The following is a 25,025-nucleotide window of genomic DNA, read 5'->3' on the forward strand; positions in this document are numbered from 1 at the left end:
CGGTCGGCCGTGCCGGTCAGCTCTGGACGAACACCGCCACGCTGCGCGCGGGCACGGTGAACGTGCCGGCGGCCCGGTCGAACGACGCGGTACGCAGCGCCGGGTCCGCCGAGTTCCGCAGCACCGGATGCAGCGCCACGTTCGCCCCGCGCAGCCCGGTGACGGTCTGCTTCGCCGTCTCCGGCGTGGCGTTGAAGACGACAGTCACCGACTTCCACGTCCCGTCCAGCCCTCGCGCGTCGAGGGTCATGGTGAGCACGCCCGGGGTCTCCTTCGCGCCGGACAGCGGGAACGCCACCCGCTTCTGCACCTGCTCGGCGGTGTCGAGCCCGAACACCGGCGAGGACCGGCGCACGCGCAGCAGTTCCGCGTACCGGGCGTCGGCCAGCTCGACCGCCGCGCAGTCCGGCACCAGCTTCGGGTCGGCCAGCAGCGGCTTCGCGTACGACCACTTGTCACGGTTGTCCTGCTCCGGCGGCAGGCCGGCGCCGAACCCGTTGCCCTGGGCGCAGTCCCAGCGGATCTGGTTGAACCAGTCCCCCGAGTTGTACGAGTTGCGGTCCAGCGACTTCGAGCGCAGCCGCTCCGAACCGGTGGTGACGAACCCGGCGCCCTGCCCGAGCGCTGTGGTCGCCAGCGCGAGCACCTGCATCCGGGCCCGGTCCTGCGCCGAGGTCCCCTGCGGCAGCTTGTACGCCAGCGCGTCGTACAGGATCTCGTTGTCGTGCGCGTCGACGTAGGTGACCGCCTCGCCCGGCGCTGCCGTGTATCCGGCCGGTGCGCCCTTGTAGTCGACCTGCGCGCCGGTGACCCGCTTCCCGGAGGAGTCGGTGAACCGGTAGTCGCGCAGGTTCCCGGTCAGGCCCACCTTGATCAGGTCGTGCTGGTGCAGCAGCCGGGCCCGCTGCTCGGCCGCCGTGCCGTTCACCTCGTCGCCGTTCGGGTCGGTGTACAGGCCGGAGGCGAAGCCCTGCGCCCGCGGGTTGGCGTCGAACGGGCCGCCGCCGCGTACCGCGTCGCGGAGCCGGTCGTTGAACGTGCCGATGCCGGTGCCGGCCATGTTGGCCTGGGTGGCCTGCGTGAACCGGGCGTCGTCGGCGACCTCGCCGAAGTTCCAGCCCTCGCCGTACAGCAGGATCTTCCGGCCGTCCACGCCGTCGCGGGCGAGCGTGAGCTTGTCGAGCGCGGCCCGCACGGCCAGGATGTTCGCCTTCGGGTGGTGGCCCATCAGGTCGAACCGGAAGCCGTCGACCTTGTACGCCTTGGCCCAGGTGACGAGCGACTCCACCACGAGCTTGCCCATCATGGCGTGCTCCGGGGCGGTGTTGGCGCAGCAGGTGCTGTTGGCCACCGACCCGTCGTCCAGGAGCCGGTGGTAGTAGCCCGGCACCACCTGGTCGAGCACCGACTTCGGGTCGGTGCCGGCGGCCGAGGTGTGGTTGTAGACCACGTCCATGACCACCCGCAGGCCGGCCTTGTTCACCCCGGCGACCATCTGCCGGAACTCGGTGGTGCGCTTGGCGCCGTTCGGATCGGTGGCGTACCCGCCCTCCGGCACCGTGTAGTGCAGCGGGTCGTACCCCCAGTTGTAGCCGTCGGTGTCGGCGACCGCAGCGACGCACTTCTGCTGCTGCTCGGAGTCCGGCGGCAGCGCGGCCAGGTCGCAGGCCGGCTCGGCCTGGTCGACCCGCTTCTCCGGGATGGTGGCGAAGTCGAAGGCCGGCAGCAGGTGCAGGTAGTTGACCCCGGCGTCGCCGAGCGCCCGCAGGTGCTTCATGCCCGCCGTCTGCGGGTCGGTGAACGCCAGGTAGGTGCCCCGCCGCTCGGCCGGGACCGTGCTGTCGGCGACGGAGAAGTCCCGCACCGACAGCTCGGAGATCTGGGCCTTCGACGCCGGCGGGGCGGCCGGCTTGCGCAGGTTCGCCCAGCCGGCCGGCGCGAGCGCCGGGTCAGTCAGGTCGACGATCTGGCTGTGTGTGGAGTTCGGCGCGAGCGCCACCGAGTACGGATCGGTCACCGACGCGGTGACCACCTTCTGCGCCGCCGGCTGCCACGCCTGTACCTGATAGCGGTAGTAGCGGCCGCTCCATGCCTTCGTGCCGCGTACCGACCAGACGCCGGTGCGGTCGTCGCGGCGCATCGCCACAGTGGTCGGCTTGGCTGTGGGCGAGTCGAACAGCTCCAGCGACACCGTCCGCGCGGTCGGCGCCCACACGGCCAGCGTGGGCACCCGCCCGGCGAACGTCGGGCCGAGCTTCGCCCCGGTCGCGGCCGCGTAGACGTCGTCGAGCACGCCGGGGATCTGCACGCCGGTGGCGGCGAGCAGGGCGCCCTCGGCGTCCCGCTCGGTCACCACGAGCTGCCCGCGCAGCGCCGCCGGCACCTTGGCCAGGTCGCCGCGCGCGAGCGTGAAGGCGCGACGGTCCCAGAGATGGGGGTACGCCTGCCGTTGCGCCTCGGTCAGCCCGTTGGGCTGCGCCCGCAGCGGCAACTCGGTGTACGTGCCGGTCAGCTCGCCGTCGGCGACGCCGATCCCACCGGCCGGGGCGACCGCGAGCGCGTACCGCCTGCCGTCGGTCGGACCGGTGGCCCAGGCGACTGTGGACCTGTCGATCCAGTTCGCCTTCTGCCTGGTGATGTCGATGTCGGTAGCGGCGTCGGACATGGTGGTCGGCAGCAGCCGGCCCTTGACGCCCGCGAGCAGCCACACCTCGCGCCCGGCGGTGGCGAAGTCCAGCCGCTGGTCCACGGGCTGATCCTTCTCGTCGCCGGAGTGCACGATGTAGCTCAGCCCGGTCGCGCCGGCCGTCAGCGGCACCCGGAACACCGCGCCGTAGGCGTCGATCTTCTCCGGCTTGAGCGGCGTGGCCCAGTCGGTCGGGCTGGCCGCGCCGTCCCACAGGTGCAGACCCCAGCCGTCGTAGTTGCCGTCGGCCTTGCGCCAGTGGATCAGCGCCGTGTCCTGCGCCACCGGCGGGTCGGGCTCGCCGGTGGCGGCCTGCCGCGTCGGGTACACCTCCGGATCGCCCTGCTTGACCCAGACCTCCCCGGTCCGGGTCACGTCGACGAAGCGGTCGGCCGCGACGTCCTTGTTGCCGTCGGAGTCGACCACGACGAAGCCGACCGACGTCGCGCCCGGCTTGAGCTTCACCCAGGCGAACCGGCCGTACGAGTCCTCGCCGGCGAACGGCTGCCCGGCGGGCCATTCGGTGACGTACGCCGGGTCGATGTCACCCCAGGCGTAGAGCCGCCAGTCGTCGTACCCACCGGCCGGTCGCTTGTAGTGCACGATCGCCCAGTCCCGCGACTCGCCCCGGTCCGGGGTGCCGACGGTGCCGGTGGCGCGGGCGGTGGCGGTGCGGCCCTTGCCGTCGCGGACCACCGCCTTGTACTCGACAGTGGTGCCGCCGGGCAGGCCGGTGAGGTCGTGGTGCACGGTGTACGGGGCGCGGTGCGCGCTGCCGAGCAGCGTCCACTTCCCACCGGCGACCCGGGCGGCGAACGTGACGGTGGCGAGCGGGTCGCCGGTGACCTGGGCGGTGACGGTGGCCTTGCCGGGGGCGGGCGCGTCACCCGGCTCGGTGATCGTGATCTTCGGGGCACTCCCGGCGTGCGGGATCGCCCGGTCGGCCTTGAGCACCACCGCCGACATCGCCGGCACGGTGAGGCTCAGCTTGCCGTCGGCGGCGGCCGTCACGTCCGCGGCGCCGCCGTACACGCCGGTGAAACGGGCGCCGGCCGACCAGGTGTCCACCGGGACAGTCTGCGGGGTGGCGGCGTTGTTCACCGCCGCCACGTACTCGATCCGGTCGGCGGGCAGGACGCGGGAGAACGCGAAGACGCCGGGGCCGTCGGCGGCGTGCCGGGTGACCTGGACGCCGTCGCGCAGCGCCGGGTGCGCGGCCCGCAGGCCGCCCAGCTCGGCGATGGTCCGGTAGAGCGGGTGGCGGGTGTCGTACTGGTCGACGGCGTGGGTCCGGGTGGTGCCGATCAGGTCGTCGTCGAGGTAGTCGGCGGTCCGCGAGGCGAACATGTCCTGCCGGGCGTCCTTGTCCCCGCCCGGTCCGGTGAAGCCCTGCTCGTCGCCGGAGTACACGACCGGCTGGCCGCGGGTGAGGAACATGAGCTGGTGGGCGAGCCGGCTGCGCTTCAGCTGGGCGGCGTCGTCCCCGCCGGCGGCGGCGACGAACGAGCCGATCCGGCCCATGTCGTGGTTGCCGAGGAACGTGGTGAGCCGGTTGGCGTTCGTGTCCCGCGCGGCGTACAGGTCGTCCTTGGCGTACACGTCGGCGAGCGCCTTGGCCGAGCCGTCGGCGGCAGCGTAGCCGCGGGCCGCCTCCTGGAAGGAGAAGTCGAGCGTGGCGGGGAGACCGCCGCGCCGCACGTAGGTGGACTGGATCTCCTGTTCGGCGCTGTAGACCTCGCCGAACATGAAGAAGTCCTTCTTGCCGGCCTTGGCCGCGGCGGACTCGACACCCCGGGCGAACTGCGGCCAGAATTCGAGATTCGAGTGCTTGACGGTGTCGAGGCGGAACCCGTCCACACCGACCTTGCCGATCCACTCGGCGTAGATGTCGGTCATGCCCCGTACCACTTCGGGCCGCTCGGTCCACAGGTCGTCGAGGCGGGAGAAGTCGCCGTACTCGCTGTTCTCCCCGGCGAAGGTGGAGTCACCGCGGTTGTGGTACATGGTCGGGTCGTTCAGCCACGCCGGCACCTTGACCTTCGCGTCGGCCGGGGTGGCGAACGTCGGCGTGTACGGGAACGACTTCTCGTTCACGGCGGGGAATTTCCGGGTGCCGTCGGCGTAGTTCCGGTCCTCGAAGGGACGTCCCTGCGCGTCGCGGTAGGGCGCGGTCTTCTTGTCCACGTAGCCGTACTTGTCCTCGGCGTACCGGATGACGTCGGCGGTGTGGTTCACGATGATGTCGAGGTAGACCTTGATACCCCGGCGGTGGGCGAGGTCGACCAGCTTCTTCAGCTCCGCGTTCGTGCCGAAGTGCGGGTCGACCTGGGTGAAGTCGGTGATCCAGTAGCCGTGGTAGCCGGCCGAGACGTCCGCGCCGGTGCCCTGCACGGGCCGGTTCTTGAAGATCGGCGCGAGCCAGATGGCGGTGGTGCCGAGCCCCTGGACGTAGTCCATCCGGTCGATCAGGCCCTTGAGGTCGCCGCCGTGGTAGAAGCCCTTGTCGGTCGGGTCGTGGCCGGTGGTGAGCCGGCCGCCGGCCAGGCCGCCGGTGTCGTTGCGCTTGTCGCCGTTGGCGAACCGGTCCGGCAGGACGAAGTAGAACTGCTCGGCCTTGGCGGTGTTGCGGCCGGCCGTGAGCAACACGTCGGGGGACGGCTCACGGTTCCACTGGGGAGCGTTGCCGGCGGCCAGGACGTCGGGGGTGGCGGCGCGGTCGGGGGCGTCGTCGCCGAGCTGGTGGAGGGCCACCGGAACGCCGACGACGGCGAGTACGAGGGAGGTGACCAGGGCGAGCAGCGCCTTGGGGGATATCGGCGGCGGTTTCATCGACGGCCTTTCTCTGGTCGCTGATTCGCCCGCACGCTAGCCCTTGCCGAAACATTCTGCAATACCTTGCAAACCCTGTCGCAACAAAGCAGTTACCTTGCAAGAGGGTGCACACGTGTCGCCCCGACCCGGGACGCGGGGTCTACCAGGCGGCGCAGGGCGCGCCGTCGACAGTGCAGCTCGCCGGCCGGGTGCCGGCCCGCTCGATGTGGAACCGCACCGGCAGGGACTGCCCGGGGGCAAGGTCGAATCCGCTGCGGTAGGTGAAGACGCCGTCGTCGAAGCGGAACACGCCCTGCTCGGCGCCCTCGACCCAGGCGGTGACCAGCCGGCCACCCGGGAACAGCGCGCGCACCGTCCAGCCCCGGTGCGTGCGTGCCGTGTTGACGAGCAGCACCTCGCCGATGAAACCGCCGTCGAAGGCGCTCTGCACGCTGTACCTTCCGGTCACCGCGGACGGCGGCGCCACGGACTGCGGAGGCGACGGGGGCAGCACCGGCCGGGCGACGGCCCGGGGGCTGGGTGTCGACGCGGCCGGCGTCGGCGCGGCGGGCAGCACCGTGGACCGGGGCGACAGGCCCGGCATCACCGGAGCGGTGGAGACCGACGACGGACCGGTGGCGCTGGCCGCCGTGGGGGTCAGCGGCATGTGCGGCAGCGGCATCAGCGGATCGGCCGGGTCGGCCGCCGGGAACGTGCTCCGGCCCCGCACCGAACCGAGCGCCACCGCCAGCAGGACCACCATCACGACCACGCCGGTGGCGACGAGGATCCACGGGGACGAGGTCATGGCGGCTCCGGGCTGCGGGCCGGAGCGACGCTTGTGGGACATGGTCCTCCTGTCGGGGGTCCGGGCCAGAGTAGCCACCCGGACCGGGCTGCGGCGAGCATGCCGGTCGAGCACTGCCGCACGACGTGAACACCTGATACCTTGCACGCCGATCAATGACCACAATGGCTCGTCGAGCCGGTAGGACGGATGGCCAGTGACTGAGTGGCAGGGCAACATCCGGCGGGCGTCCACGGCGGACGCCGCCGTCGTGACCGCGATCCTCGCCGAGGCGTTCATGCGGGATCCGGTGAGCGGCTGGGTCTTCCCGGCCGACGACCACCGCGCGCGGGTCCATCCCGCCTTCTTCGGACCGTTCGTCGCGCTGGCGCTGCGCACCGGCGAGGTCCACGTCGCGGGTGACGGGCTGGGCGCGACGCTCTGGCTGCCCACCGGCGACGGCCACGAGGCCGAGGACGGCGACGAGTTCGCCGAGATGGAGGCCGCGATCGGCGCGGAGGCCATGAAACGGTTCGGCATGCTCGACGAGATGATGAGCGCCCGCCACCCGAGCGAGCCGCACTGGTACCTGCCCTTCATCGCGGTGCACCCGGACCATCACGGCAGGGGCGTTGGGTCGGCGCTGCTGCGTAACAAGCTGGCCGAGCTGGATCAGGCCGGTTCCGCCGCGTACCTGGAGGCCAGTTCGCCGCGCAACGCCGCGCTCTACGAGCGGCTCGGGTTCCGGCGCCGCCCGGTCACGCTCGACCTGCCGGACGGGCCCAGCCTCTACCCGATGTGGCGCGACCCGGCCTGACCGGGATCGTCCCGCCCCGGGCCTCACCGGGGCGGGACGTCAACGCCGTACCGTCGTGGTGCTGACGTCGAGCGCGCCCACGACGGCGGCGAGCAGTCCGTCGAGCTGCCCCGGCAGGAACCGCCGGCAGTCCCGCATCCGGACGCCGACCTGCGGGTCGAAGATGTTCGTGGCCAGTCCGACGGCCTCGGCGAGGCTTGCCAGCAGCAGCGTGCCCGGGTCCAGCTCGGCCGGGGACGAGTGCATCAGCATGGCGGTCAGCCGCACCCGCGGCGAGGCCGCCTGGTTCGGGTCGTTGGCCGGCCAGCGCACCGTCCGGCCGATCAGTTTGCCCTGCTCCCGGCGGAGCACGCCGGCGGTGACCAGCCGGGTGCCCACGCGCTCGTTGATGTTGAGCTGGGTCCGCAGGTAGCGGATCCACAGCCGGGCCGGGTGCGCGCCCTCGCGACGCAGGATCTCGGTGATCAGCAGATCAGTCAGCGGCTCCTGCCACAGTCGCGGATCGACGGCGGCGATTCCGCCGCCGTCGAGGGCGATCCGGCCCTCGAACATCAATTCGGCGAGCGCGGCGCCCGCCAGCCCGCACTCCAGCCGGTCGACGGCGACATGCGGCTTGCCGGTGAACTCGTCGTGTCCGATAAGGAACAGCGCATCCGCAAGCCGATAGGTGGCCTGCGCCCCGGGGTAGGTCATGGTCCATCCTCGAACGGTGGCCGTGAACGTCGACACGGGACGGTACGGCATGACCACGCACAGCTCAATTCCGGTCGATCAGGCGCGCCCTAATCGATATCGAAGCGGGCTTGTGACAATCAGTGATCACCAATACCCTGCTTCAGGTTGTTCCGAAGTAGACAGCTGAACCCCCTCACTCCCCTCCCCTGGAGAAGCCTTGTCCTCCGATCCGTTCTTTTCCGACGGTGGGCTGCGCCGCGGTCGTCTCGGCACCGCTCACCTCGTCTTCTTCACCGTCGCCGCGTCGGCGCCGCTGACCGTTCTCGGCGGTGGTGTCACCACCATGTACGCCGTCAGCGGCAACATCGGCGCCGCGCTCGGGTACGTGCTGCTCGCGGCAGTGCTCGCCGTCTTCGCCACCGGTTACGCCGCGATGAGCCGGTACGTCGCGAACGCGGGCGCGTTCTACGCGTACATCGCCAACGGCCTCGGCCGAGCCGGCGGGGTGGCCGGCTCGGCGGTCGCGCTGGCCGCGTACAACGCCATCCAGATCGGCCTCTACGGCCTGCTCGGCGCGATCCTCGGCGACTTCATGGACGCCAAGACCGGCATCAGCCTCGACTGGTGGGTCTGGGCGCTGCTGGCCTGGGTCTTCATCGGCGCGCTCGGCGTCCTGCGCATCGACCTGAACGCCACCGTGCTGGCGGTGCTGCTCATCCTCGAGTGCGTCGCCGTGCTGATCTTCGACCTGGTCGCCTTCGCCAACCCGGCCGGCGGCGCGGTCACCACCGCCGGCATCAGCCCCGGCCACCTGTTCGGCGCCGGATTCGGCGCGGTGCTCGCGTTCACCATCGCCTCCTTCACCGGCTTCGAGAGCGGCGCCATCTACAGCGAGGAGGTCAAGGACCCGCGGCGCACCGTGGCCCGGGCCACCTACATCGCGGTGGCGTTCACCGGTTTGTTCTACGCCTTCTCCGCGTGGGCGCTGACCGTGCTGACCGGCCCGGAGAACGCGCCGGCGGCCAGCGCCGAGGCGGGACCCGGCATCATCTTCGGCGCACTCGACCAGTACACCGGCGCGGTCGTCGCGGACATCGCCAACGTCCTGTTCATCACCAGCGTGCTCGCCGCCCTGCTGTCCTTCCACAACGGCGTGGCGCGTTACCTGTTCGCGCTGGGCCGCGAGCGGGTCCTGCCGCGCTTCCTCGGCGCGACCTCCAGCCGCAGCGGCGCCCCGGTCGCGGGCTCGGTGATGCAGAGCGTGGTCGCCGTCGTGGTGTTCCTGGCCTTCGCGATGACCGGCCGCGACCCGGTGATCGACCTGTTCACCTGGCTGTCCGGCGCGGCGGCGGTCGGCGTCGTGCTGCTGATGACGCTCACCTCGGCCTCCGTGGTGGGCTTCTTCCGGGGCCGTCCCGGCCCGGAGAGCGCGTGGCAGCGGGCGATCGCCCCGGGGCTCGGCACGATCCTGCTCACCGCCGTGCTGCTGGTGCTGCTGTTCAACTTCGACGCGCTGCTCGCGCCCGACACCGCGAGCTACCTGAAGTGGCTGCTGCCGGCGATTCCGGTGGTGGCGGGCGTGCTCGGCCTGCTCTGGGGCCTGGTGCTGCGCACCAGCCGGCCCGAGACGTACCGCCGGATCGGCCAGGTCACCGAGGAGGGCCTGCACGAGCCCGGCCTGCACCCGGCCCCCGAGGCCGACCGCTGGGCCGGCGCCCACCACCGCTGACGCCAGTGGGCGCGGCGGCCGGCCCGCGAGGCCGGCCGCCGCGCCACCACGATCAGGCGGTACGGATGACTGTGCAGATCACCGGGCCGTCCTCGGTGGTGCGCAGCAGGTAGCGGTAGCGCTCGCCGGGCACCGCTCCGCCCTGGCTGTCCAGGAACTCCCAGCGCACCGCCACCTCGGTGAGCAGCGCCGAGACCTGTTGCACGTCCTCGATCTGCGCGTTCGCCGCCACCAGTTCCCGCTCCTGGTAGTCGGGGGCGGCGCCGACGAAGCTGAGCGCCACCGCCGCGGGTGAGGTGAACGAGAAACTGTAGGTGTCGGCGACCACCAGCCCGGGCAGGGCGTAGCAGCCGGCGATGGCCGGCACGTCGGCGGTGGTCAGCGCCACGCCGTACCGGTCGAAGAAGTCGGTGAGCGTGTCGAGGTCGGTGGAAGCCGTCACGACGCTCCTCATTACCGGCCCGGCGCGGCGGCAAACCTTCCTCAGCGCGGCGGGATCCCCACCTCGATCTCGGCGCCGAGCTGCGCGCCACCGCTGAGGGCCAGGTCGTCGCCGCTCCAGAACCGCCCCGGGTCGTACCAGTTGGGCCGCCGCCCGGCGGGCAGCAGCCCCATCGCCTCGTAGGTCACCGCGACCACCTCGGCGCAGTAGGCCGTCTCCAGCGCCCGCTCCCGGGCCCCGGCGCTGTCGCCGCCGACCGCGCCCGGGCCGTTGGTCTCTCCTCTGTCGCCGGTCATGCCCGGGCTGCCGATCTCGCTCCTGCCGCCGAGCCTGCCCAGGATGCCGCCCGGGCTCAGGCGGCGCGGGCGCGGCAGCCGGCCCCGGGCCCACCGCCAGGCGAGTTGCGCGGTGGACGGGAACGGCGTGCCGTCGAGACGCGCCACGGTACGCAGCACCGCCTCCTCCATCGCCGAATCCGCGGGCGGATCGAGCTGACGCAGCCAGCCCCGCTGGCCGTACCGGTTGGCCCAGACGCAGACCGCGTCGCGCAGGTCGTGCAACTGCACGCCACGCTGGTGGGTGCCGGTCCACATGTCCGGCAGCGAACGGCCCAGCTCGGCGTGCCACATCAGCGGCGGCATGTCGTCGAGCACCACGGCCATGCCCACGTGGTTGACCGGGCTGTTCGTGGTGATCTGGATGGCCCGGTCGGGCACGCTGCGCCCACGGAACACCCACAGGTCGCCGGTACGGGTCAGCTCGACGGCCTCGTCCAGGCTGATGCTCATGGAGGACTACCCTATGCGGATGCGGCAACGGATGCGGTGGTGGAAGGTACTCGGGCTCGCGGGTCTCGCCGGCGTCGCGGCGACCGGCGTGGTCGTGGCGCGCGCGGAACGGCGGCGCCGGGCGTACACCCCGGAGGAGATCCGGGACCGGCTGCGCGAGCGGCACGCGAAGGCGTCGTCGTCCTCCTGACTGACGGTCACGGGGCGGTGAGGTCGGGCGGGTTCTCCTAGCATCGGCGTGATGGGAACCAGCTTCTGGGAAAGTCCGTTCGTCCTCGATCCCCGGCCCGCCACTGTGGAACGGCACGGCGACGTCGACCTGCACGTACCCACCGGCGACGGCCCGCACCCCGCCGTCGTGATCGTGCACGGCGTACCGGGCCCGCCCGAGGCGCCGGATGCGCGCGACTGGCCGCTCTACCGGGGCTACGGCGCGCTGCTCGCCGAGCGGGACGTGCTGGCCGCGATCCCCCGGCTCACCGTGACGAGCCCGGACGACCTCTACGCCGTCGCCGCGCGGGTGGCCGCCGCCGCCGAACTGCTCCGCGCCGATCCTCGCGTCGACGCCGAGCGGCTCGGCCTCTGGTTCTTCTCCGGCGCCGGCCTGCTGCTCGGCGACTGGCTCCGCGACCCGCCCCGCTGGCTGCGCGGCCTGGCCGCGACCTATCCGCTGCTGGCCCCGCTGCCCGGGTGGCCCCCGGTCGACCCACGCTTCCGCCCGCTCGACGCCCTGGACCCGCCCGCCGCTACAGGTGACGCCGCTCCGTCGGGCACGGCCTCCCCCGCCGACGGCCCGGGCGCGACCTCTTCCGATGGCTCGGGTGCCAAGGCCACGCAGGCGGAGGGCGTGGCACGGCCGACGCTCGTGCTGACCCGGGCGGGGCGGGAACGGCCCGAGGTCGCACCCACCATCGAGGCGTTCACGGCGGTCGCCCGGCGACGCGGCATCCCGCTGCACGTCGTGGACGTGCCGAACGGTCAGCACGGATTCGACGCGCTCGACCACACCGAGGAGTCCCGAGCCGCCGTCCGTACCGCCCGCGACACCCTGCTCGACCTGCTGACCGCCCCCTGACCACCAACCATCAGCGCCCGCCGCTCTCCCCCGCTCCCGCCGCCCGCCCTCGTCCCACTCCCCAGGACCAGCGTCCTGCAGACCGGACCACCTCAAGATCTTGGTACGAAACGGCCCCTAGAGGGGCGTTTCGTACCAAGATCTCCCCCGCACCCTCACCCCGCCCCGTTGATCATGAAGTTGGCCGGGACAAAACAGGCACAAAGTGCCGCTAACTTCATGATCAGCGGGACGGGCGGCGCACCGGATGCCCGCACCCGCGCTTACGCAACCCGGCCCGCTCGTCCGGGCCACGTCCACGCGGGTCAGCGGTCGGCTGCGGGGACCGGCTCGGGAGTGTCGGACGCGTCCAGCGGATCCAGGCGCTTGGCCCGGCGGCGCAGCCACACGGTGCTGACCACGCCGGCCAGCATGGCGAGCACCAGCCCGGCCCAGGAGATGTCCTTGAGCCAGTGCTCGGCGGCCCGGCCGAGGTAGAAGAGCAGGTACGTCGTGCCGAAAGCCCAGACCAGCCCGCCTGCGGCGTTGGCGATCAGGAACCGGCGGTACGGCACGCGCAGCGCCCCGGCCAGCGGCCCGGCGAGGATGCGCAGCAGCGCGACGAACCGCCCGAAGAACACCGCCCAGACGCCGTGCCGGGCGAAGCTCATCTCGGCACGGGCCAGGTGTGCGGGGCCGAGGTGCTTCGGGAAACGGCGGCCGAGCCGCTCCAGCAGGGGACGGCCACCGCGGCGGCCGACGGCGTACCCGACGGAGTCACCGAGAATCGCGCCGGTGGCCGCGGCGGCGGCCACCCACTCGGGCCCGACGGCGCCGGTGGCGGCGAGCAGCGCGGCGCTGACCAGCACGATCTCGCCGGGCAGCGGGATGCCCATGCTCTCCACACCGATGACGGCGCCCACGAGCAGGCAGATCAGGCCCGGCGGGAGGGCGGCGAGCCAGTGCTGTACGTCGACCACCCCGCCGACCCTACCCGCGCCCGGTCACCCGGCGGGGGCCAAGAACTCCAGGCGGTTGCCGTGCGGGTCGTGCGTGTGGAACCGCCGCATGCCGGGAATCTCCTCGTCGCCCCAGGTCACGGGGTGGCCGGCGGCGTGCAGGCGGGCGGCCAGCTCGTCCAGGTCGGGCCGCACCAGCGCCGGGTGGGCCTTACGGGCCGGGCGGAAGTCGTCCTCGACGCCCAGGTGCAGTTCGGCACCGTACCCGGTGAACCAGCAACCGCCGCGGGCGGCGAGGGCCGGGGGTTTGGGCTTCTCGGTGAGGCCGAGCAGGCCGGTGTAGAAGGAGCGGGAGAGATTCTCGGAGCCGCGGGGGCAGGCAAGCAGGACGTGATGGATCATGGTGGCACCTCCTCGTCCCGCAGCGTGGCACGAGGTTGCATGAATAGCAAGACGGACGTACGGTTTTGTAGAGACCGACGCAGGTAAGTGTTGCCTAAGCACGGCGGCGCCCCGGTCGGTGCGACAAACTGCTCAGGACTACTCACGGTCGCTGGTGTGAAGGAGTACGACGTGGCGAGCCTCGACACCTTCGGTGCGAAGACCCAGCTACGCGTCGGAGACGCGAGCTACGAGATTTTCAGGATCGACAAGGTGGAGGGCCACGAGCGACTGCCCTACAGCTTGAAGATCCTGCTGGAGAACCTGCTGCGGACCGAGGACGGCGCGAACATCACCGCCGACCACATCCAGCAGCTCGGCGCGTGGGACGCCACCGCCGACCCGAGCGTGGAGATCCAGTTCACCCCGGCCCGGGTGCTGATGCAGGACTTCACCGGCGTGCCCTGCGTGGTCGACCTGGCCACCATGCGCGAGGCGGTACGTGACCTGGGTGGCGACGCCACCAAGGTCAACCCGCTGGCCCCGGCCGAGCTGGTCATCGACCACTCGGTCATCGCCGACCTGTTCGGCCGCGAGGACGCCTTCGAGCGCAACGTCGAGCTGGAGTACGAGCGCAACAAGGAGCGCTACCAGTTCCTGCGCTGGGGTCAGACCGCGTTCAACGAGTTCAAGGTCGTCCCGCCGGGCACCGGCATCGTGCACCAGGTCAACATCGAGTACCTGGCCCGTACGATCATGGAGCGCAACGGCCAGGCGTACCCGGACACGGTCGTCGGCACCGACTCGCACACCACCATGGTCAACGGCCTGGGCGTGCTGGGCTGGGGCGTCGGCGGCATCGAGGCCGAGGCCGCGATGCTCGGCCAGCCGGTCAGCATGCTGATCCCCCGGGTCGTCGGTTTCAAGCTCTCCGGCGAGATGCCGGCCGGCACCACCGCCACCGACCTGGTGCTGACCATCACCGAGATGCTGCGCAAGCACGGTGTGGTCGGCAAGTTCGTCGAGTTCTACGGCCCGGGCGTGAGCGCCGTGCCGCTGGCGAACCGCGCCACCATCGGCAACATGTCGCCGGAGTACGGCTCGACCGTGGCGATCTTCCCGATCGACGCCGAGACCGTCCGGTACCTGGAGCTGACCGGCCGCGACGCACAGCAGGTGGCGCTGGTCGAGGCGTACGCCAAGGAGCAGGGCCTCTGGCACGACCCGGAGCGCGAGCCGGAGTACTCCGAGCGCCTGGAGCTGGACCTCGGCACCATCGAGCCGTCGCTGGCCGGACCGAAGCGCCCGCAGGACCGGGTGCCGCTTGGTAGCGCCAAGACGCTGTTCCGCGCCGCGCTCGGCGACTACGTGGCCGCCGACGAGACCGGCGGCGACCCGGGCCGCAAGCCGGGCGTGCCGCAGCAGGAGAAGCCGTTCGGCACCGACGGCCCGGCCGACGAGGCGTCCGCCGAGTCCTTCCCGGCCAGCGACTCCCCCGCCAACGGCGTGAACGACCCGGCGGACGCGCCGCGCGACCTGGAGACCGCGGCGGTGGGAGCGGGCGGCCGGGCCAGCAATCCGGTACGCGTGACCGGCGCCGACGGCGCCGAGTACGAGCTGGACCACGGCGCCGTGGTGATCGCCGCGATCACCTCCTGCACGAACACCTCGAACCCGCAGGTCATGATCGGCGCCGCGCTGCTGGCCCGCAACGCGGTGGAGAAGGGCCTGGCCCGCAAGCCGTGGGTGAAGACCACCCTCGCGCCGGGTTCGAAGGTCGTCATGGACTACTACGACCGCGCCGGCCTGACCCCGTACCTGGACAAGCTCGGCTTCAACCTGGTCGGCTACGGCTGCACCACCTGCATCGGCAACTCCGGCCCGCTGCCGGAGGAGGTCTCCGCCGCCGTCAACGACGGTGACCTGGCCGTCGTGTCGGTGCTGTCCGGCAACCGGAACTTCGAGGGCCGGATCAACCCGGACGTCAAGATGAACTACCTGGCGTCCCCGCCGCTGGTGGTCGCGTACGCGCTCGCCGGCACCATGGACATCGACCTGGCCAACGAGCCGATCGGCGAGGACGCCCAGGGCAACCCGGTGTACCTGCGGGAGATCTGGCCGAACAGCGCCGAGATCCAGGACGTCATCGCCTCGGCGATCGGCGCGACCGGCTTCAGCGCCGCGTACGCCGACGTGTTCGCCGGTGACGAGCGCTGGCAGTCGCTGCCCACCCCGACCGGCGACACGTTCTCCTGGGACGGCGAGTCGACGTACGTGCGCAAGCCCCCGTACTTCGAGGGCATGCAGCAGGAGCCGACCCCGGTGCAGGACATCGCCGACGCGCGGGTGCTGGCGAAGCTGGGCGACTCGGTGACCACCGACCACATCTCCCCGGCCGGTTCGATCAAGGCGGACTCCCCCGCCGGCAAGTACCTGGCCGAGCACGGCGTGGCCCGGCACGAGTTCAACTCGTACGGCTCCCGCCGGGGCAACCACGAGGTGATGATCCGGGGCACGTTCGCCAACATCCGGCTGCGCAACCAGCTCGTCCCGGGTGTCGAGGGCGGCTTCACCGTCAACCACCTGACCGGTGAGCAGTCCTCGATCTACGACGCCTCGATGGCGTACCAGGAGGCGGGCGTCCCGCTGGTCATTCTGGCCGGCAAGGAGTACGGCTCCGGGTCGTCGCGTGACTGGGCCGCCAAGGGCACCATGCTGCTGGGCGTGAAGGCGGTCATCGCCGAGTCGTACGAGCGGATCCACCGCTCGAACCTGATCGGCATGGGCGTGCTGCCGCTGCAGTTCCCGGGCGGCGAGACCGCCGAGTCGCTGGGCCTGACCGGCACGGAGACGTTCTCGATCAGTGGCGTCACCGCGCTGAACGACGGCGAGACCCCGCGCACGGTGAAGGTCACCACCGACACCGGCGTGGAGTTCGACGCCGTGGTCCGTATCGACACCCCGGGTGAGGCGGACTACTACCGGCACGGCGGCATCCTGCAGTACGTGCTGCGCCGGATGATCGCCAGCTGAGTTCGCATGTAAGGAAGGGCCCCTTCTTAACAGACGTCTGTTAAGAAGGGGCCCTTCCTTACATCTCAGCGCAGGCGGAGCGCGACGGCGCGTGCCTCGGCGTCGGTGAGCGGCAGGAACCACAGGAAGCGCCGCACGATCGCGATCGGGTCCGGGCCGTCGGGTCGCCCGCGCAGGTCGCGGATTGCCTGCCGGGTGAGCCGGGAGAACTCGGGGATCATCGTGGCGCGGCGGGCCGCGTCGGTGGGCGCGGCCCGCAGGGTCGGGCACGGCCAGGGCTCGCCACAGCGGTCGCAGCGCCAGGCCGGACCGCACGCGCGGTGGCCGGTAAGCGGCAGCACCACCCGGGGGTACGCCGATGTGGGTGTCGGTTCGGTCATGCCTCCACCGTGCCGAGGGTGCCCGAACAATCACACAGCGTTGTGTAATCTCCTTCGGACGGTTCTTTTGCTCCGGGGAGGAATAGGCATGAACCATGCCTTCGTCACCGCGCTGGCCGGTGCCGGCCACACCGCCGAGAGTTTGGCGGAACGGCTCGGCCTGCATCCGAAGACGGTGGCCCGGTGGGCGAACCCCGGGCACATCCCGCAAAGCCGGCACCGCGCGACTGTGGCGAACCTGCTGGGCCAGCCGATCGAGGCGCTCTGGCCGGACGCGGTCCGCCGCCGCGTGCCGGTCTGGTTCCGCCCGTGGGTGGACATCGAACGCGAGGCGGTCGCGCTACGCACCTTCGAGCTGGCGTGGGTGCCGGGCCTGTTGCAGACCGAGGCGTACGCCCGGGCCACGTTCATCGGCCAGCCGCTGACCTGCGACGAGGTCACCGACCTGGTCACCGCCCGGCTGGACCGGCAGGGCATCCTCACCCGGCCGCGCGGGCCGCTGTACGTCGTGGTGCTCGACGAGCAGGTGCTGCGCCGCGCCGCCGCCGGCGACCGGGCGCTGATGGCCGCGCAGGCGACTCACCTGCTCGCCTGCGCCGAGCTGCCGAACGTGCAGCTCCACGTGGTGCCGGCGGACACGCCGACCTATCCCGGGCTGGACGGGCCGTTCGTCATCGCGGAGCTGCGCGACGGCAACCGGGTGGCGCACGTGGACAGTCAGGCCCGCGCGCAGATCATCGAGCAGCCCTCGGAGATTGCTACCCTGGAGCGTCGGTGGGAACGCATCCGGGGCGAGGCGCTGCCCCGCGCGCGGACCCTGGAACTGCTGAGGAAAGTGGCGGCGGCATGGACCTGAGCGGCGCCCGGTGGCGCAAGAGCACCCGCAGCGGCGGCAACGGCGGCAACTGCGTCGAGGTCGCCGGCAACCTGCCCGGTGTGGTCGGCGTCCGCGACTCGAAGGACCCGGCCGGGCCGGTGCTCACCTTCACCCCGGCCGCGTGGACCCGGTTCCTGACGTCGACCCGCCGCTGAGCCCGGTCGCGCGCTCGAAGCTCGACCCGATCCGCTCCGCGACCTGCCGCGAGGGCGTGTCGCCGGGCTGGAAGGGCAGCCCTTTCCCCCTCCCACTCATTGGGAAATTGCTATTCGATGAATTCCATCGCCCTCCGATCGCACATCCGACACTGCAAACAATCGACGTCCATGATTCGTTGACATGCTCAGAATCCCGTCGATACGTTGCCGACATCGCGATGAACAACGGGGCGCTCCAGTTTCGATCCAAGAATCGAACACTGGGAAGGATTTCATGAAAACGACGATCAGACTCCTGGCCCTGCCGGCCCTGATCCTGCCGGCCATCCTCGCCGGCACTCCGGCGCTGGCCACCACCGGCACCACAGCGGGCACCGCTGCTCCGGCCGCTGTCACGTCGATCGAGCGCAAGGCGGGGTCGTCCTCGCAGGCCAGGGCCTACTGGACGGCCGAGCGGATGGCAGCCGCCACCCCGGCGGACGAGGTGGAGAAGTCCGCCGGCCCGGTCACCCAGAGCCCCACACCGGAGCGGGTGCGGCGCTTCGCGGAGTCGGTGGCGCCGAAGGACGGCAGCGGCTTCGGCGCCCAGCTCAACGAGTCGATCACGGTGGGGAAGATCTTCTACACCAGCTCGACCGACGGCCTGGGCCACTACTGCTCGGCGAGCGTGGTGAACAGCCCGGCGCGCAACATGGTCTTCACGGCCGCGCACTGCGTGCACGACGGGCCGGGCCGGGACTGGCACACCGCGAACTGGATGTTCGTGCCGTCCTACCGCAACGGCGCACAGCCGTACGGCACCTGGGACTGGTCCACGCTCGCGGTGCCGAGCGGCTGGATCAGCACCCGTGAGCGGCAGTACGACGTGGCGGTGGCGCTCGTCTACGGCAGCCGGTCGGTCGTGGACGCGGTCGGCGCGAACGGGCTGCTCACCGGCGGTGGCCGGGCGTACCACTACGACATCTTCGGCTACCCGAGCAACAAGGACAGCGGCGAGATCCAGTGGGTCTGCTCGGGCACGTCGAGGGACGCGGGCAGCAACCGGATCGAGATGAACTGCGGCTTCGGGGGCGGTTCGAGCGGCGGCCCGTGGTACTACAGCTACGACAACACCACCAGGCGCGGTGACGTGCACGGGGTGATGAGCTACTCGAGCGGCTCGAACACGAACGGCTCGCCGTACTTCTCCGCCGCGGTGGTGGGGACGCTCTACAACACGTACGCGAACGACACCTGGTGACCGGCGGTCCGCCTGGTGTGCCGCCCGGCGCACCAGGCGGACCGGCACCGGCCGACCGGCCCGGAGGAGGCGACATGTCACATCGTGTACTGCTCGGCGCGGCCGCCGTCGCGGCGCTCGCCGTGGCCGTGGCCGTCGTGGTCGTCGCGGCGCGCGACGGCGGCGCGGCGCGACCGGCGCCGCCCGGCCCGGTGGTCGCGACGCACAATCCGAGCCCGGGCGCCACCGACCCGTCCGAATACTGGACGAGGGAACGAATGCGGGACGCGATCGGCGACTGAATCACGAATTGCGCTCGCCGGACTGCGTCGAGCCGAATTCGAACGTCGGCGCGCAGGATGCCGAATTCCGTCCCGCTCACGATCACCGGCCGAGCCCGGCACGCAATTCCCATTTCAATGGGGGTGAGTGCCGGCGAGCGCTCACGCGACGGTGTCGGAGTAGACCTCGACGTCGTAGAGCAGTTGCACGTTGCGACGGCCGTTGGTGATGCCGACGAAGACCGGGTCACCGGCCGGGGTGCGGCCCTGGCGCCACACCTGCTCCCGGGCCGCTTCCCGCGACTCGTGATGCACGCCGCCATCGCGATGCGTCTGCAGGACGCGGCGGGCGGTGGTCGGGTCGCTGTCGAGGTGGATCCGCAGCAGTGGCATCGTGCGCCCTCCTTGCCCACTGTAGAGGCCGGATTGCCGACCGACCACGCGCCCCGCTCAGCTAGCGGCGCTCTCCAGCACGGCCTTGAGCCGGGCCAGGTCGGCCTCTACGAGCGCGGTGTCCCGGTCGAAGTCCGCGTCGCTCATGCCGGGCATCCGCCGCAGGCTGAACACCACCTCGGTGGCGTCGCCGTCGGCGATGGCGCGCAACGGCACGTACACCGTTTCGCCGGAGGGCGTCTGCACCTCGTGGTCGAGCACGCCGTACTCGTTTGCCGGCGCGAACGTCAGTCGCGCCCGCCCCTCGGGTGTGTCCACGAACCACTGGCCGTCGACCCGGGCCACCGAGCCGCCGAGGCCCGGTGCCCAGCGAGACAGGTTCGCCGGGTCGGCGGCGAAGGCGTACACCTCCGACAACGGCCGGTCGATGTGGACGCCGAGGTGCCGCGTGTCAGTGGCCATGCGCCGATGGTGTCATGCCTGTCGCACGCGCACGCTACTCTGCCGCCGATTCACACCGGCACCCCCGAGAGGCAACCCCATGGGCATGATCTTCAACGCACGCCGGCTGTCCGCCGAGGAGCTGGCGGCGGTGCTTGCCGACCCGGAGAAGGTCGGCACCCTGTTCCAGGGTGGCCCGGACGAGCTCGACCTCGACAAGGCGTGGCACGGGCTGCACTACCTGCTGAACGGCACCACGTACGAGGTCCGGGGCGACGCCGGCCCGGCGATCATCGGAGGCGACCCGATCGGCCCGGATCTCGGGATGGGCCCGGCCCGGCTGCTCATGCCCGACGCCGTGCGCGCCGTGGCCGCCGGGCTCGACACGGTGGACGAGGCGACGCTGCGGGCCCGCTTCGACCCGGCGGCCATGTCGGAGGCCGAGATCTACCCCCACATCTGGGACGACGGCGACGACGAGTTCGACAGCTACCTGCTGCCGAACTTCACCGCGCTGCGCGACTTCTACCGCGACGCGGCGGCGAGCGGAGACGCCGTGCTGCTCGCCGTCACCTGAGCCGCCGCGAATCGGCGCGCGGCACCTGAGCGGCAGCGATCCGCCGCGCGCCGGAAACCGACGCGCGGCGCCGGGCGGGCGCCGGTAGCGTGCCGGCGTGGGACTCGACGCGTTCGTGTACTGCCGGTGCTGGCAGGACGGCCTCGCCACGCCGTGCCCGATCGGGCCAGTCGGCTACGACGAGGACGGCTGGCTCGCGCTGGTGCAGACCGGCGAGTACGACGGGGCCGCCGACAACGCCTTCTACGCGTGGATGACCGGAGACGCCTGCCCGCACCGGCACATGGAGCTGGTCAGCGAGCGCGTGTCCAACTGGGCCGGCGTACGCCTGTTCCAGCAGGCGTTGCGCGCGGCCGGCGAGCACCGTTTCCCGACGCTCGCCGCCGCGCTGCCGGACGCCAACGGCGGCTCGCTGTCCGCCGACCGGGCAGCAGTCGTGCTCGCCGAGCTGGACGCGATCGCAGGCACCGACCGGATCACCGACGAGGTGGAGCTGATCGACGAGGCGACCGGCGCGGTCGTGATGCAGTACGTCGAGGCCTACCGCGGGTTGTTCATGTTCGGCCCGGGCTTTCAGGCGGGCGTCGATCCGGACGGCTTCTTCGTTCTCGACCGCGCCGACCCACCGGTGACCCTGTTCCGGGCCGTCCGGTTCGGCCAGCGGCCGCTGCCCGGCGACCGGGTGGAGCTCACCGCCGGCGGGACGCGGACGGTGCTGGCGATGCGGCCGGTGGGCGAGCACGGCGAGCCGCCGCCCGAGCGGCTCGCGGTGCGGTCCCGGAGCCGGTCGGGCGACGACTTCGCCTACATCGTGGAGCCGCTGCGCCGGCTGTGTGCGGCGTCCGTGGCCACCGGCAACCCGGTGATGTGGTGCTGACGCGCCGCACTCACCACGGGATGACGCCCGCGTCCTCGAAGTAGCCGCCGGTCGGACCGTCGTCGGGCAGCGTCGCCAGCCGGATCGCGATCGCCGCTCCCTGTTGCGGGGTCCGCACCCCGCGGAAGCTGTTCAGGTCGGTCGCGGTGAAACCCGGGCAGCCGGCGTTGATCAGGAGGCCCGTGCCGGCCAGCGCCCGCGCGTACTGGATCGTCACCGCGTTGAGCATGCTCTTCGACGGCGAGTACGCCACCGACAACGGCCCGGTCTGATGCTCGCCCCCCGAGGCGCTCTGCCGGGCCAGTGAGCCGACGCCGCTGGACATGTTGACGATCCGGGGCGACGCCGAGCGGCGCAGCAGCGGCAGCATCGCCTCGGTCACCCGGACCACCCCGATCACGTTGACCTCGACGGCGGTCCGGATGGTCGCGAGGTCGACGTCACCCGGGTGCTGCGGCACGCCGCCGGTCACGCCCGCGTTGTTGACGAGTACGTCCAGCCCGCCGGCCTCCGTCTCCAGCAGCCGGGCGGCGGCCGTCACGCTCGCGTCGTCGGTGACGTCCAGCGGTACGCCGAACGCGTCCACGCCGCCCGCGCGCAGCTTCGCGACCGCCTCGGCGAGCCGCCGCTCGTCCCGGGCGCCGACGCCCACCCGCCAGCCGAGCGCGCCCAGGCCGGCCGCGATCTCGTACCCGATTCCCTTGTTCGCGCCGGTCACCAGCGCGACAGTCCGTTCGCTCATGCCCTCGATCCTGGCCGCGGGCCGCACGGGCCTCCAACACCGCTTCGGTGGCGTGCGATACCGGGCGGGTATCGATCCGGGGGTACGGTGGCGGGATGGAGACGCGGGAGCTTCGCTACTTCGTGGCGGTGGCCGAGGAGCTGCACTTCGGCCGGGCCGCGCGCCGTCTCGGCATCGCCCAGCCGCCGCTGTCGCGGGCGATCCAGCAGCTCGAACGCCGCCTCGGCGTGACCCTGCTGGAGCGGGACAACCGCAGCGTCGCGCTCACCGCGGCCGGGTCGGTGCTGCTGCGGGAGGGCCGGGCCGCCCTCGACGCCGTGGACGCCGCCGACCGCCGCACCCGCCGCGCCGGGCAGGCCGCTACCGGTGGCCCCGGGCTGGTGCTGGCGACCAAGGCGGGCGCGTCGAGCGAGCTGCTGCCGAAACTGCTCGACGCGTACGCCGCCGAGCCGGACGCGGTCCCCGTCGAGGTCCTGCTGTGCGGCATCGGCGAACAGGAACGGCTGCTGCGCGACGGGCGCGCCGACGTGGCGCTGCTGCACCTGCCGTTCGACTCGACGACCGGGCTGGACACCGAGGAGCTGATCACCGAACAGCAGGTGGCGATCCTGCCGGCCGGGCATCCGCTGGCCCGGCGGCCGCACCTGCTGATGGCCGAGGTGGAGGCGCTGCCGGACCTGCCGATGCCGCGCTGGCCCCGAGCCGACGGGTCGTATCCGGACGGGCCGGGCCCCGAGGTCCGGGACCACGCCCAGTTGTTCCAGCTCATCGCGCTCGGCCGGACCGTGGTGGTGCTGCCGGAGTCGGCCCGGTCGCTGCTGCTCGCCGACCTGGCCGCGGTGCCGGTGCCGGACGCGCCCGCGGTGACCACAGTCATCGCGTGGCCACCGCACAGCCGGTCCCGGGCGCTGGCCGGCCTGATCCGGACCGCCACCCGCCTCTGACGGCGGCTCCTAGGCGGGCAGTTCCTTGCGCATCTGCTGGGTGACCACCCGGTATCCCGACGTCTCGTACAGCTTGCGCGCCGTCTCGTTGGCGCCGAAGACGTTCAGCTCCAGCGCCTGGGCCCCGTGCTCTCGGGCCGCCCGCTCCCCGGCCGTGAGCAGCGCCCGCCCGAGCCCTCGGCCCCGGTGCTCGGCCGCCACCTCGATGTCGTAGAGGTAGGCGCAGCCGGCGAGGCCGCGCGGATGGGTGAGGCTGATCCACAGGCGCCCGACCGGCGAGCCGTCGGCCAGCACGCCGAGCAGGAACAGCATGCCGGGCGTGGCCATGCCCTGCGGCAGCAGCACGGCGTTCGCCTCCCGCGCGCGGTCGGGCGCCTCCTCCGGAGTCCAGTTGCCGGCGGTGACGTGCTCCCGCGCGTATTCCGCGGTCAACTCGTCCTGCCAGCTGTCGAACTCCTCCGGGGTCATCGCCCGGACGCTCAGCTCGGTCATGCGGCTCAGGCTCTCACGATTCGCCCGCCCGGGCTGCCCCGGGAATCCGTGGCGGTGAGGCGCTCAGTCGGTGGCGGCGCGACGGCGGGCCTCACGCAGCTTCATGGCGTGCTCCAGCAGCGTGATCAGCACCTCCTTGGCCGACTCACGCTTGCGCGCGTCGCACAGCACCACCGGTACGCCCGGGTCCAGGTCGAGCGCGGCCTGCACCTCGTCGAGCCGGAACTTCTTGGCGCCCTCGAAGCAGTTCACCGCCACCACGAACGGCGTGCCGCGCCCCTCGAAGTAGTCGATCGACGGGAAGCAGTCCGCCAGGCGGCGTGTGTCGGCGAGCACCACCGCCCCGAGCGCGCCGAGCGCCAGCTCGTCCCAGACGAACCAGAACCGGTCCTGCCCGGGCGTGCCGAACAGGTAGAGCACCAGGTCGTCGCTGATGGTGATCCGGCCGAAGTCCATCGCCACAGTGGTGGTCGACTTCTCCTCCACGCCGGACAGGTCGTCGATGCCGATCCCGGTCTCGGTCAGCACCTCCTCGGTGCGCAGCGGTTTGGTCTCGCTGACCGCGCCCACCATGGTGGTCTTGCCGACGCCGAACCCGCCCGCGATCAGGATCTTGATCGCGGTGGGCAGCGGCGCGGCGCCCGCCGGCCGCTCAGAGCGCCCGTAGTCCATTGATTACCGCCTCGAAAACGTGCTCGTCGGGAAGGCCGGCGGCGGTCGCGCGCGGCTCGCGTACCTGCACCAGGCTGCGGGCGGCCAGGTCTCCGAGGAGGACCCGGACCGTGCCCACCGGCAGGTCGAGATGAGCGGCGATCTCGGCCACGGAGAGAATCCGCTGGCAGAGGCCGACTATCGCCACATGCTCCGGGCCCAGCCCGGAATCCGATCCGACATCCGCGCGGGTCGCGGTGACCAGCGAGATCAGGTCGAACGTGCCGGTCACCGGGCGGGCCCGGCCGCCGGTCACCGCGTACGGGCGCACCACCGGGCCGGCGTGGTCGTCGACCCACTCCTGCTCCGCGGAGTCCCCCCGGCCGGTCATAGTGCCGCGTTCTCGCCGAGGGGCTGTTCCCGGGTCGGTGACGCGACGAACCGGCCGACCCGGGTGACGAGCATGGCCATCTCGTAAGCGATCAGGCCGACGTCCGCGTCCTCCGAGGCCAGCACCGCCAGGCAGGCGTTGCGCCCGGCCGCTGTGACGAACAGGAAGGAGGACTGCATCTCGATGATGGTCTGCTGCACGTGCCCGCCGCCGAATCGCTTGCCCGCGCCACGGGCCAGGCTCTGGATGCCCGCCGCCATGGCGGCCAGGTGCTCGCCGTCGTCCCGGCTCAATCCGCGGGACGAGGCCATCAGCAGTCCGTCGGTGGAGAGCGCCACGGCGTGCTCCGCCTGCTTGACCCGGCCGACCAGGTCATCCAGCAGCCACGTCAGATCCGCGCTCGAAGCCGTCTTCTGCGCCACTCGTCGTCCTCTTCTTCC

Annotated in this window: 27 protein-coding genes; 12 read left to right on the forward strand and 15 right to left on the reverse strand. The window is 71.9% G+C overall.

Annotated elements, in window-relative coordinates:
- Positions 1-16: 16 nt before the first annotated feature.
- A complete protein-coding gene (gene pulA, locus AMK25_RS27930; RefSeq protein WP_073831362.1) occupies positions 17-5,515 on the reverse strand; it encodes a pullulanase-type alpha-1,6-glucosidase in 5,499 nt (1,832 codons plus the stop codon).
- Positions 5,516-5,657: 142 nt separating this feature from the next.
- On the reverse strand, positions 5,658-6,347 hold the full coding sequence (locus tag AMK25_RS27935) for a cellulose binding domain-containing protein (protein WP_073831363.1): 690 nt from the start codon (positions 6,345-6,347) through the stop codon (positions 5,658-5,660).
- Between the two features lie 154 nt (positions 6,348-6,501).
- Here AMK25_RS27935 and AMK25_RS27940 point away from each other — a divergent pair, with 154 nt between their 5' ends.
- Complete coding sequence (locus tag AMK25_RS27940; RefSeq protein WP_073831364.1) at positions 6,502-7,101, forward strand: GNAT family N-acetyltransferase; 600 nt, start codon at positions 6,502-6,504, stop codon at positions 7,099-7,101.
- Positions 7,102-7,140: 39 nt separating this feature from the next.
- Here AMK25_RS27940 and AMK25_RS27945 read toward each other — a convergent pair whose 3' ends face one another.
- Complete coding sequence (locus tag AMK25_RS27945; protein WP_073831365.1) at positions 7,141-7,794, reverse strand: GOLPH3/VPS74 family protein; 654 nt, start codon at positions 7,792-7,794, stop codon at positions 7,141-7,143.
- A 199-nt stretch (positions 7,795-7,993) separates the two neighbouring features.
- Between AMK25_RS27945 and AMK25_RS27950 the strand changes: the two genes are divergently transcribed.
- Entirely contained in the window at positions 7,994-9,505 is a 1,512-nt protein-coding gene (locus tag AMK25_RS27950) for an APC family permease (RefSeq protein WP_073831366.1), read from the forward strand.
- A 52-nt stretch (positions 9,506-9,557) separates the two neighbouring features.
- Here AMK25_RS27950 and AMK25_RS27955 read toward each other — a convergent pair whose 3' ends face one another.
- Together AMK25_RS27955 and AMK25_RS27960 are read right to left on the reverse strand one after the other, a co-directional pair.
- Positions 9,558-9,947, reverse strand: coding sequence for a hypothetical protein (locus AMK25_RS27955; RefSeq protein WP_064445336.1), 390 nt, complete (start codon positions 9,945-9,947; stop codon positions 9,558-9,560).
- Positions 9,948-9,988: 41 nt separating this feature from the next.
- Entirely contained in the window at positions 9,989-10,735 is a 747-nt protein-coding gene (locus AMK25_RS27960; protein WP_073831367.1) for a hypothetical protein, read from the reverse strand.
- Between AMK25_RS27960 and AMK25_RS32095 the strand changes: the two genes are divergently transcribed.
- Positions 10,734-10,925, forward strand: coding sequence for a hypothetical protein (locus AMK25_RS32095; RefSeq protein ID WP_139135452.1), 192 nt, complete (start codon positions 10,734-10,736; stop codon positions 10,923-10,925). The two genes, AMK25_RS27960 and AMK25_RS32095, sit on opposite strands and share 2 nt — an antisense overlap.
- Positions 10,926-10,976: 51 nt before the next feature.
- Entirely contained in the window at positions 10,977-11,810 is an 834-nt protein-coding gene (locus AMK25_RS27965) for an alpha/beta hydrolase family protein (RefSeq protein WP_241826521.1), read from the forward strand.
- A 305-nt stretch (positions 11,811-12,115) separates the two neighbouring features.
- Here the strand turns inward: AMK25_RS27965 and AMK25_RS27970 are convergent, their stop codons facing one another.
- On the reverse strand, positions 12,116-12,769 hold the full coding sequence (locus tag AMK25_RS27970; RefSeq protein ID WP_073831369.1) for a DedA family protein: 654 nt from the start codon (positions 12,767-12,769) through the stop codon (positions 12,116-12,118).
- A 24-nt stretch (positions 12,770-12,793) separates the two neighbouring features.
- Positions 12,794-13,150 carry a VOC family protein gene (locus tag AMK25_RS27975; RefSeq protein WP_073831370.1) on the reverse strand — a complete coding sequence of 119 codons (357 nt, stop codon included), beginning with the start codon at positions 13,148-13,150 and terminating at the stop codon, positions 12,794-12,796.
- A 156-nt stretch (positions 13,151-13,306) separates the two neighbouring features.
- Here AMK25_RS27975 and AMK25_RS27980 point away from each other — a divergent pair, with 156 nt between their 5' ends.
- Entirely contained in the window at positions 13,307-16,162 is a 2,856-nt protein-coding gene (locus AMK25_RS27980; RefSeq protein ID WP_073831371.1) for an aconitate hydratase, read from the forward strand.
- A gap of 65 nt (positions 16,163-16,227) precedes the next feature.
- On the opposite strand, the gene AMK25_RS27985 is transcribed toward AMK25_RS27980, so the two are convergent.
- A complete protein-coding gene (locus tag AMK25_RS27985; protein WP_013475922.1) occupies positions 16,228-16,542 on the reverse strand; it encodes a hypothetical protein in 315 nt (104 codons plus the stop codon).
- An 88-nt stretch (positions 16,543-16,630) separates the two neighbouring features.
- Between AMK25_RS27985 and AMK25_RS27990 the strand changes: the two genes are divergently transcribed.
- The 4 genes from AMK25_RS27990 to AMK25_RS28005 all read left to right on the forward strand — a co-directional run bounded on the left by AMK25_RS27990 (position 16,631) and on the right by AMK25_RS28005 (position 19,098).
- Complete coding sequence (locus AMK25_RS27990) at positions 16,631-17,398, forward strand: DUF5753 domain-containing protein (protein WP_073831372.1); 768 nt, start codon at positions 16,631-16,633, stop codon at positions 17,396-17,398.
- Positions 17,389-17,574 carry a DUF397 domain-containing protein gene (locus tag AMK25_RS27995; RefSeq protein WP_043329686.1) on the forward strand — a complete coding sequence of 62 codons (186 nt, stop codon included), beginning with the start codon at positions 17,389-17,391 and terminating at the stop codon, positions 17,572-17,574. The genes AMK25_RS27990 and AMK25_RS27995 overlap by 10 nt, the downstream gene beginning before the upstream one ends.
- A 277-nt stretch (positions 17,575-17,851) precedes the next feature.
- Positions 17,852-18,817: a trypsin-like serine peptidase gene (locus tag AMK25_RS28000; RefSeq protein ID WP_073831373.1), complete on the forward strand. Its 966-nt coding sequence runs from the start codon at positions 17,852-17,854 to the stop codon at positions 18,815-18,817.
- A 74-nt stretch (positions 18,818-18,891) separates the two neighbouring features.
- Positions 18,892-19,098: a hypothetical protein gene (locus AMK25_RS28005; RefSeq protein WP_043329680.1), complete on the forward strand. Its 207-nt coding sequence runs from the start codon at positions 18,892-18,894 to the stop codon at positions 19,096-19,098.
- A 141-nt stretch (positions 19,099-19,239) separates the two neighbouring features.
- Here the strand turns inward: AMK25_RS28005 and AMK25_RS28010 are convergent, their stop codons facing one another.
- Both AMK25_RS28010 and AMK25_RS28015 read right to left on the reverse strand, forming a co-directional pair.
- Complete coding sequence (locus AMK25_RS28010) at positions 19,240-19,470, reverse strand: hypothetical protein (protein ID WP_073831374.1); 231 nt, start codon at positions 19,468-19,470, stop codon at positions 19,240-19,242.
- 57 nt (positions 19,471-19,527) lie between these two features.
- The gene (locus AMK25_RS28015) at positions 19,528-19,932 is read right to left on the reverse strand and encodes a polyketide cyclase (protein WP_073831375.1); all 405 of its coding nucleotides are present in this window, start codon (positions 19,930-19,932) and stop codon (positions 19,528-19,530) included.
- A gap of 85 nt (positions 19,933-20,017) precedes the next feature.
- Between AMK25_RS28015 and AMK25_RS28020 the strand changes: the two genes are divergently transcribed.
- Together AMK25_RS28020 and AMK25_RS28025 are read left to right on the forward strand one after the other, a co-directional pair.
- Positions 20,018-20,488: a YfbM family protein gene (locus AMK25_RS28020; protein ID WP_241826522.1), complete on the forward strand. Its 471-nt coding sequence runs from the start codon at positions 20,018-20,020 to the stop codon at positions 20,486-20,488.
- 97 nt (positions 20,489-20,585) lie between these two features.
- A complete protein-coding gene (locus tag AMK25_RS28025) occupies positions 20,586-21,365 on the forward strand; it encodes a hypothetical protein (protein WP_073831377.1) in 780 nt (259 codons plus the stop codon).
- 10 nt (positions 21,366-21,375) lie between these two features.
- Here AMK25_RS28025 and AMK25_RS28030 read toward each other — a convergent pair whose 3' ends face one another.
- A complete protein-coding gene (locus AMK25_RS28030) occupies positions 21,376-22,107 on the reverse strand; it encodes an SDR family oxidoreductase (RefSeq protein ID WP_073831378.1) in 732 nt (243 codons plus the stop codon).
- Positions 22,108-22,202: 95 nt separating this feature from the next.
- Here AMK25_RS28030 and AMK25_RS28035 point away from each other — a divergent pair, with 95 nt between their 5' ends.
- Positions 22,203-23,051 (forward strand): LysR family transcriptional regulator, encoded by an 849-nt coding sequence (locus AMK25_RS28035; RefSeq protein ID WP_073831379.1) that lies wholly within the window; start codon positions 22,203-22,205, stop codon positions 23,049-23,051.
- A gap of 9 nt (positions 23,052-23,060) precedes the next feature.
- On the opposite strand, the gene AMK25_RS28040 is transcribed toward AMK25_RS28035, so the two are convergent.
- The 4 genes from AMK25_RS28040 to AMK25_RS28055 form a co-directional block, all read right to left on the reverse strand.
- Positions 23,061-23,543: a GNAT family N-acetyltransferase gene (locus tag AMK25_RS28040; RefSeq protein ID WP_073831380.1), complete on the reverse strand. Its 483-nt coding sequence runs from the start codon at positions 23,541-23,543 to the stop codon at positions 23,061-23,063.
- A 63-nt stretch (positions 23,544-23,606) separates the two neighbouring features.
- Complete coding sequence (locus AMK25_RS28045; protein WP_073831381.1) at positions 23,607-24,215, reverse strand: GTP-binding protein; 609 nt, start codon at positions 24,213-24,215, stop codon at positions 23,607-23,609.
- Positions 24,196-24,585 carry a DUF742 domain-containing protein gene (locus AMK25_RS28050; RefSeq protein WP_073831382.1) on the reverse strand — a complete coding sequence of 130 codons (390 nt, stop codon included), beginning with the start codon at positions 24,583-24,585 and terminating at the stop codon, positions 24,196-24,198. Before AMK25_RS28050 ends, AMK25_RS28045 begins: the two co-directional genes overlap by 20 nt.
- Entirely contained in the window at positions 24,582-25,007 is a 426-nt protein-coding gene (locus tag AMK25_RS28055) for a roadblock/LC7 domain-containing protein (protein ID WP_073831383.1), read from the reverse strand. Before AMK25_RS28055 ends, AMK25_RS28050 begins: the two co-directional genes overlap by 4 nt.
- Between the last annotated feature and the right edge of the window lie 18 nt (positions 25,008-25,025).

Origin of the sequence: Micromonospora sp. TSRI0369 (assembly GCF_001905625.1) — a bacterium.
GTDB lineage: Bacteria > Actinomycetota > Actinomycetes > Mycobacteriales > Micromonosporaceae > Micromonospora > Micromonospora echinospora_A.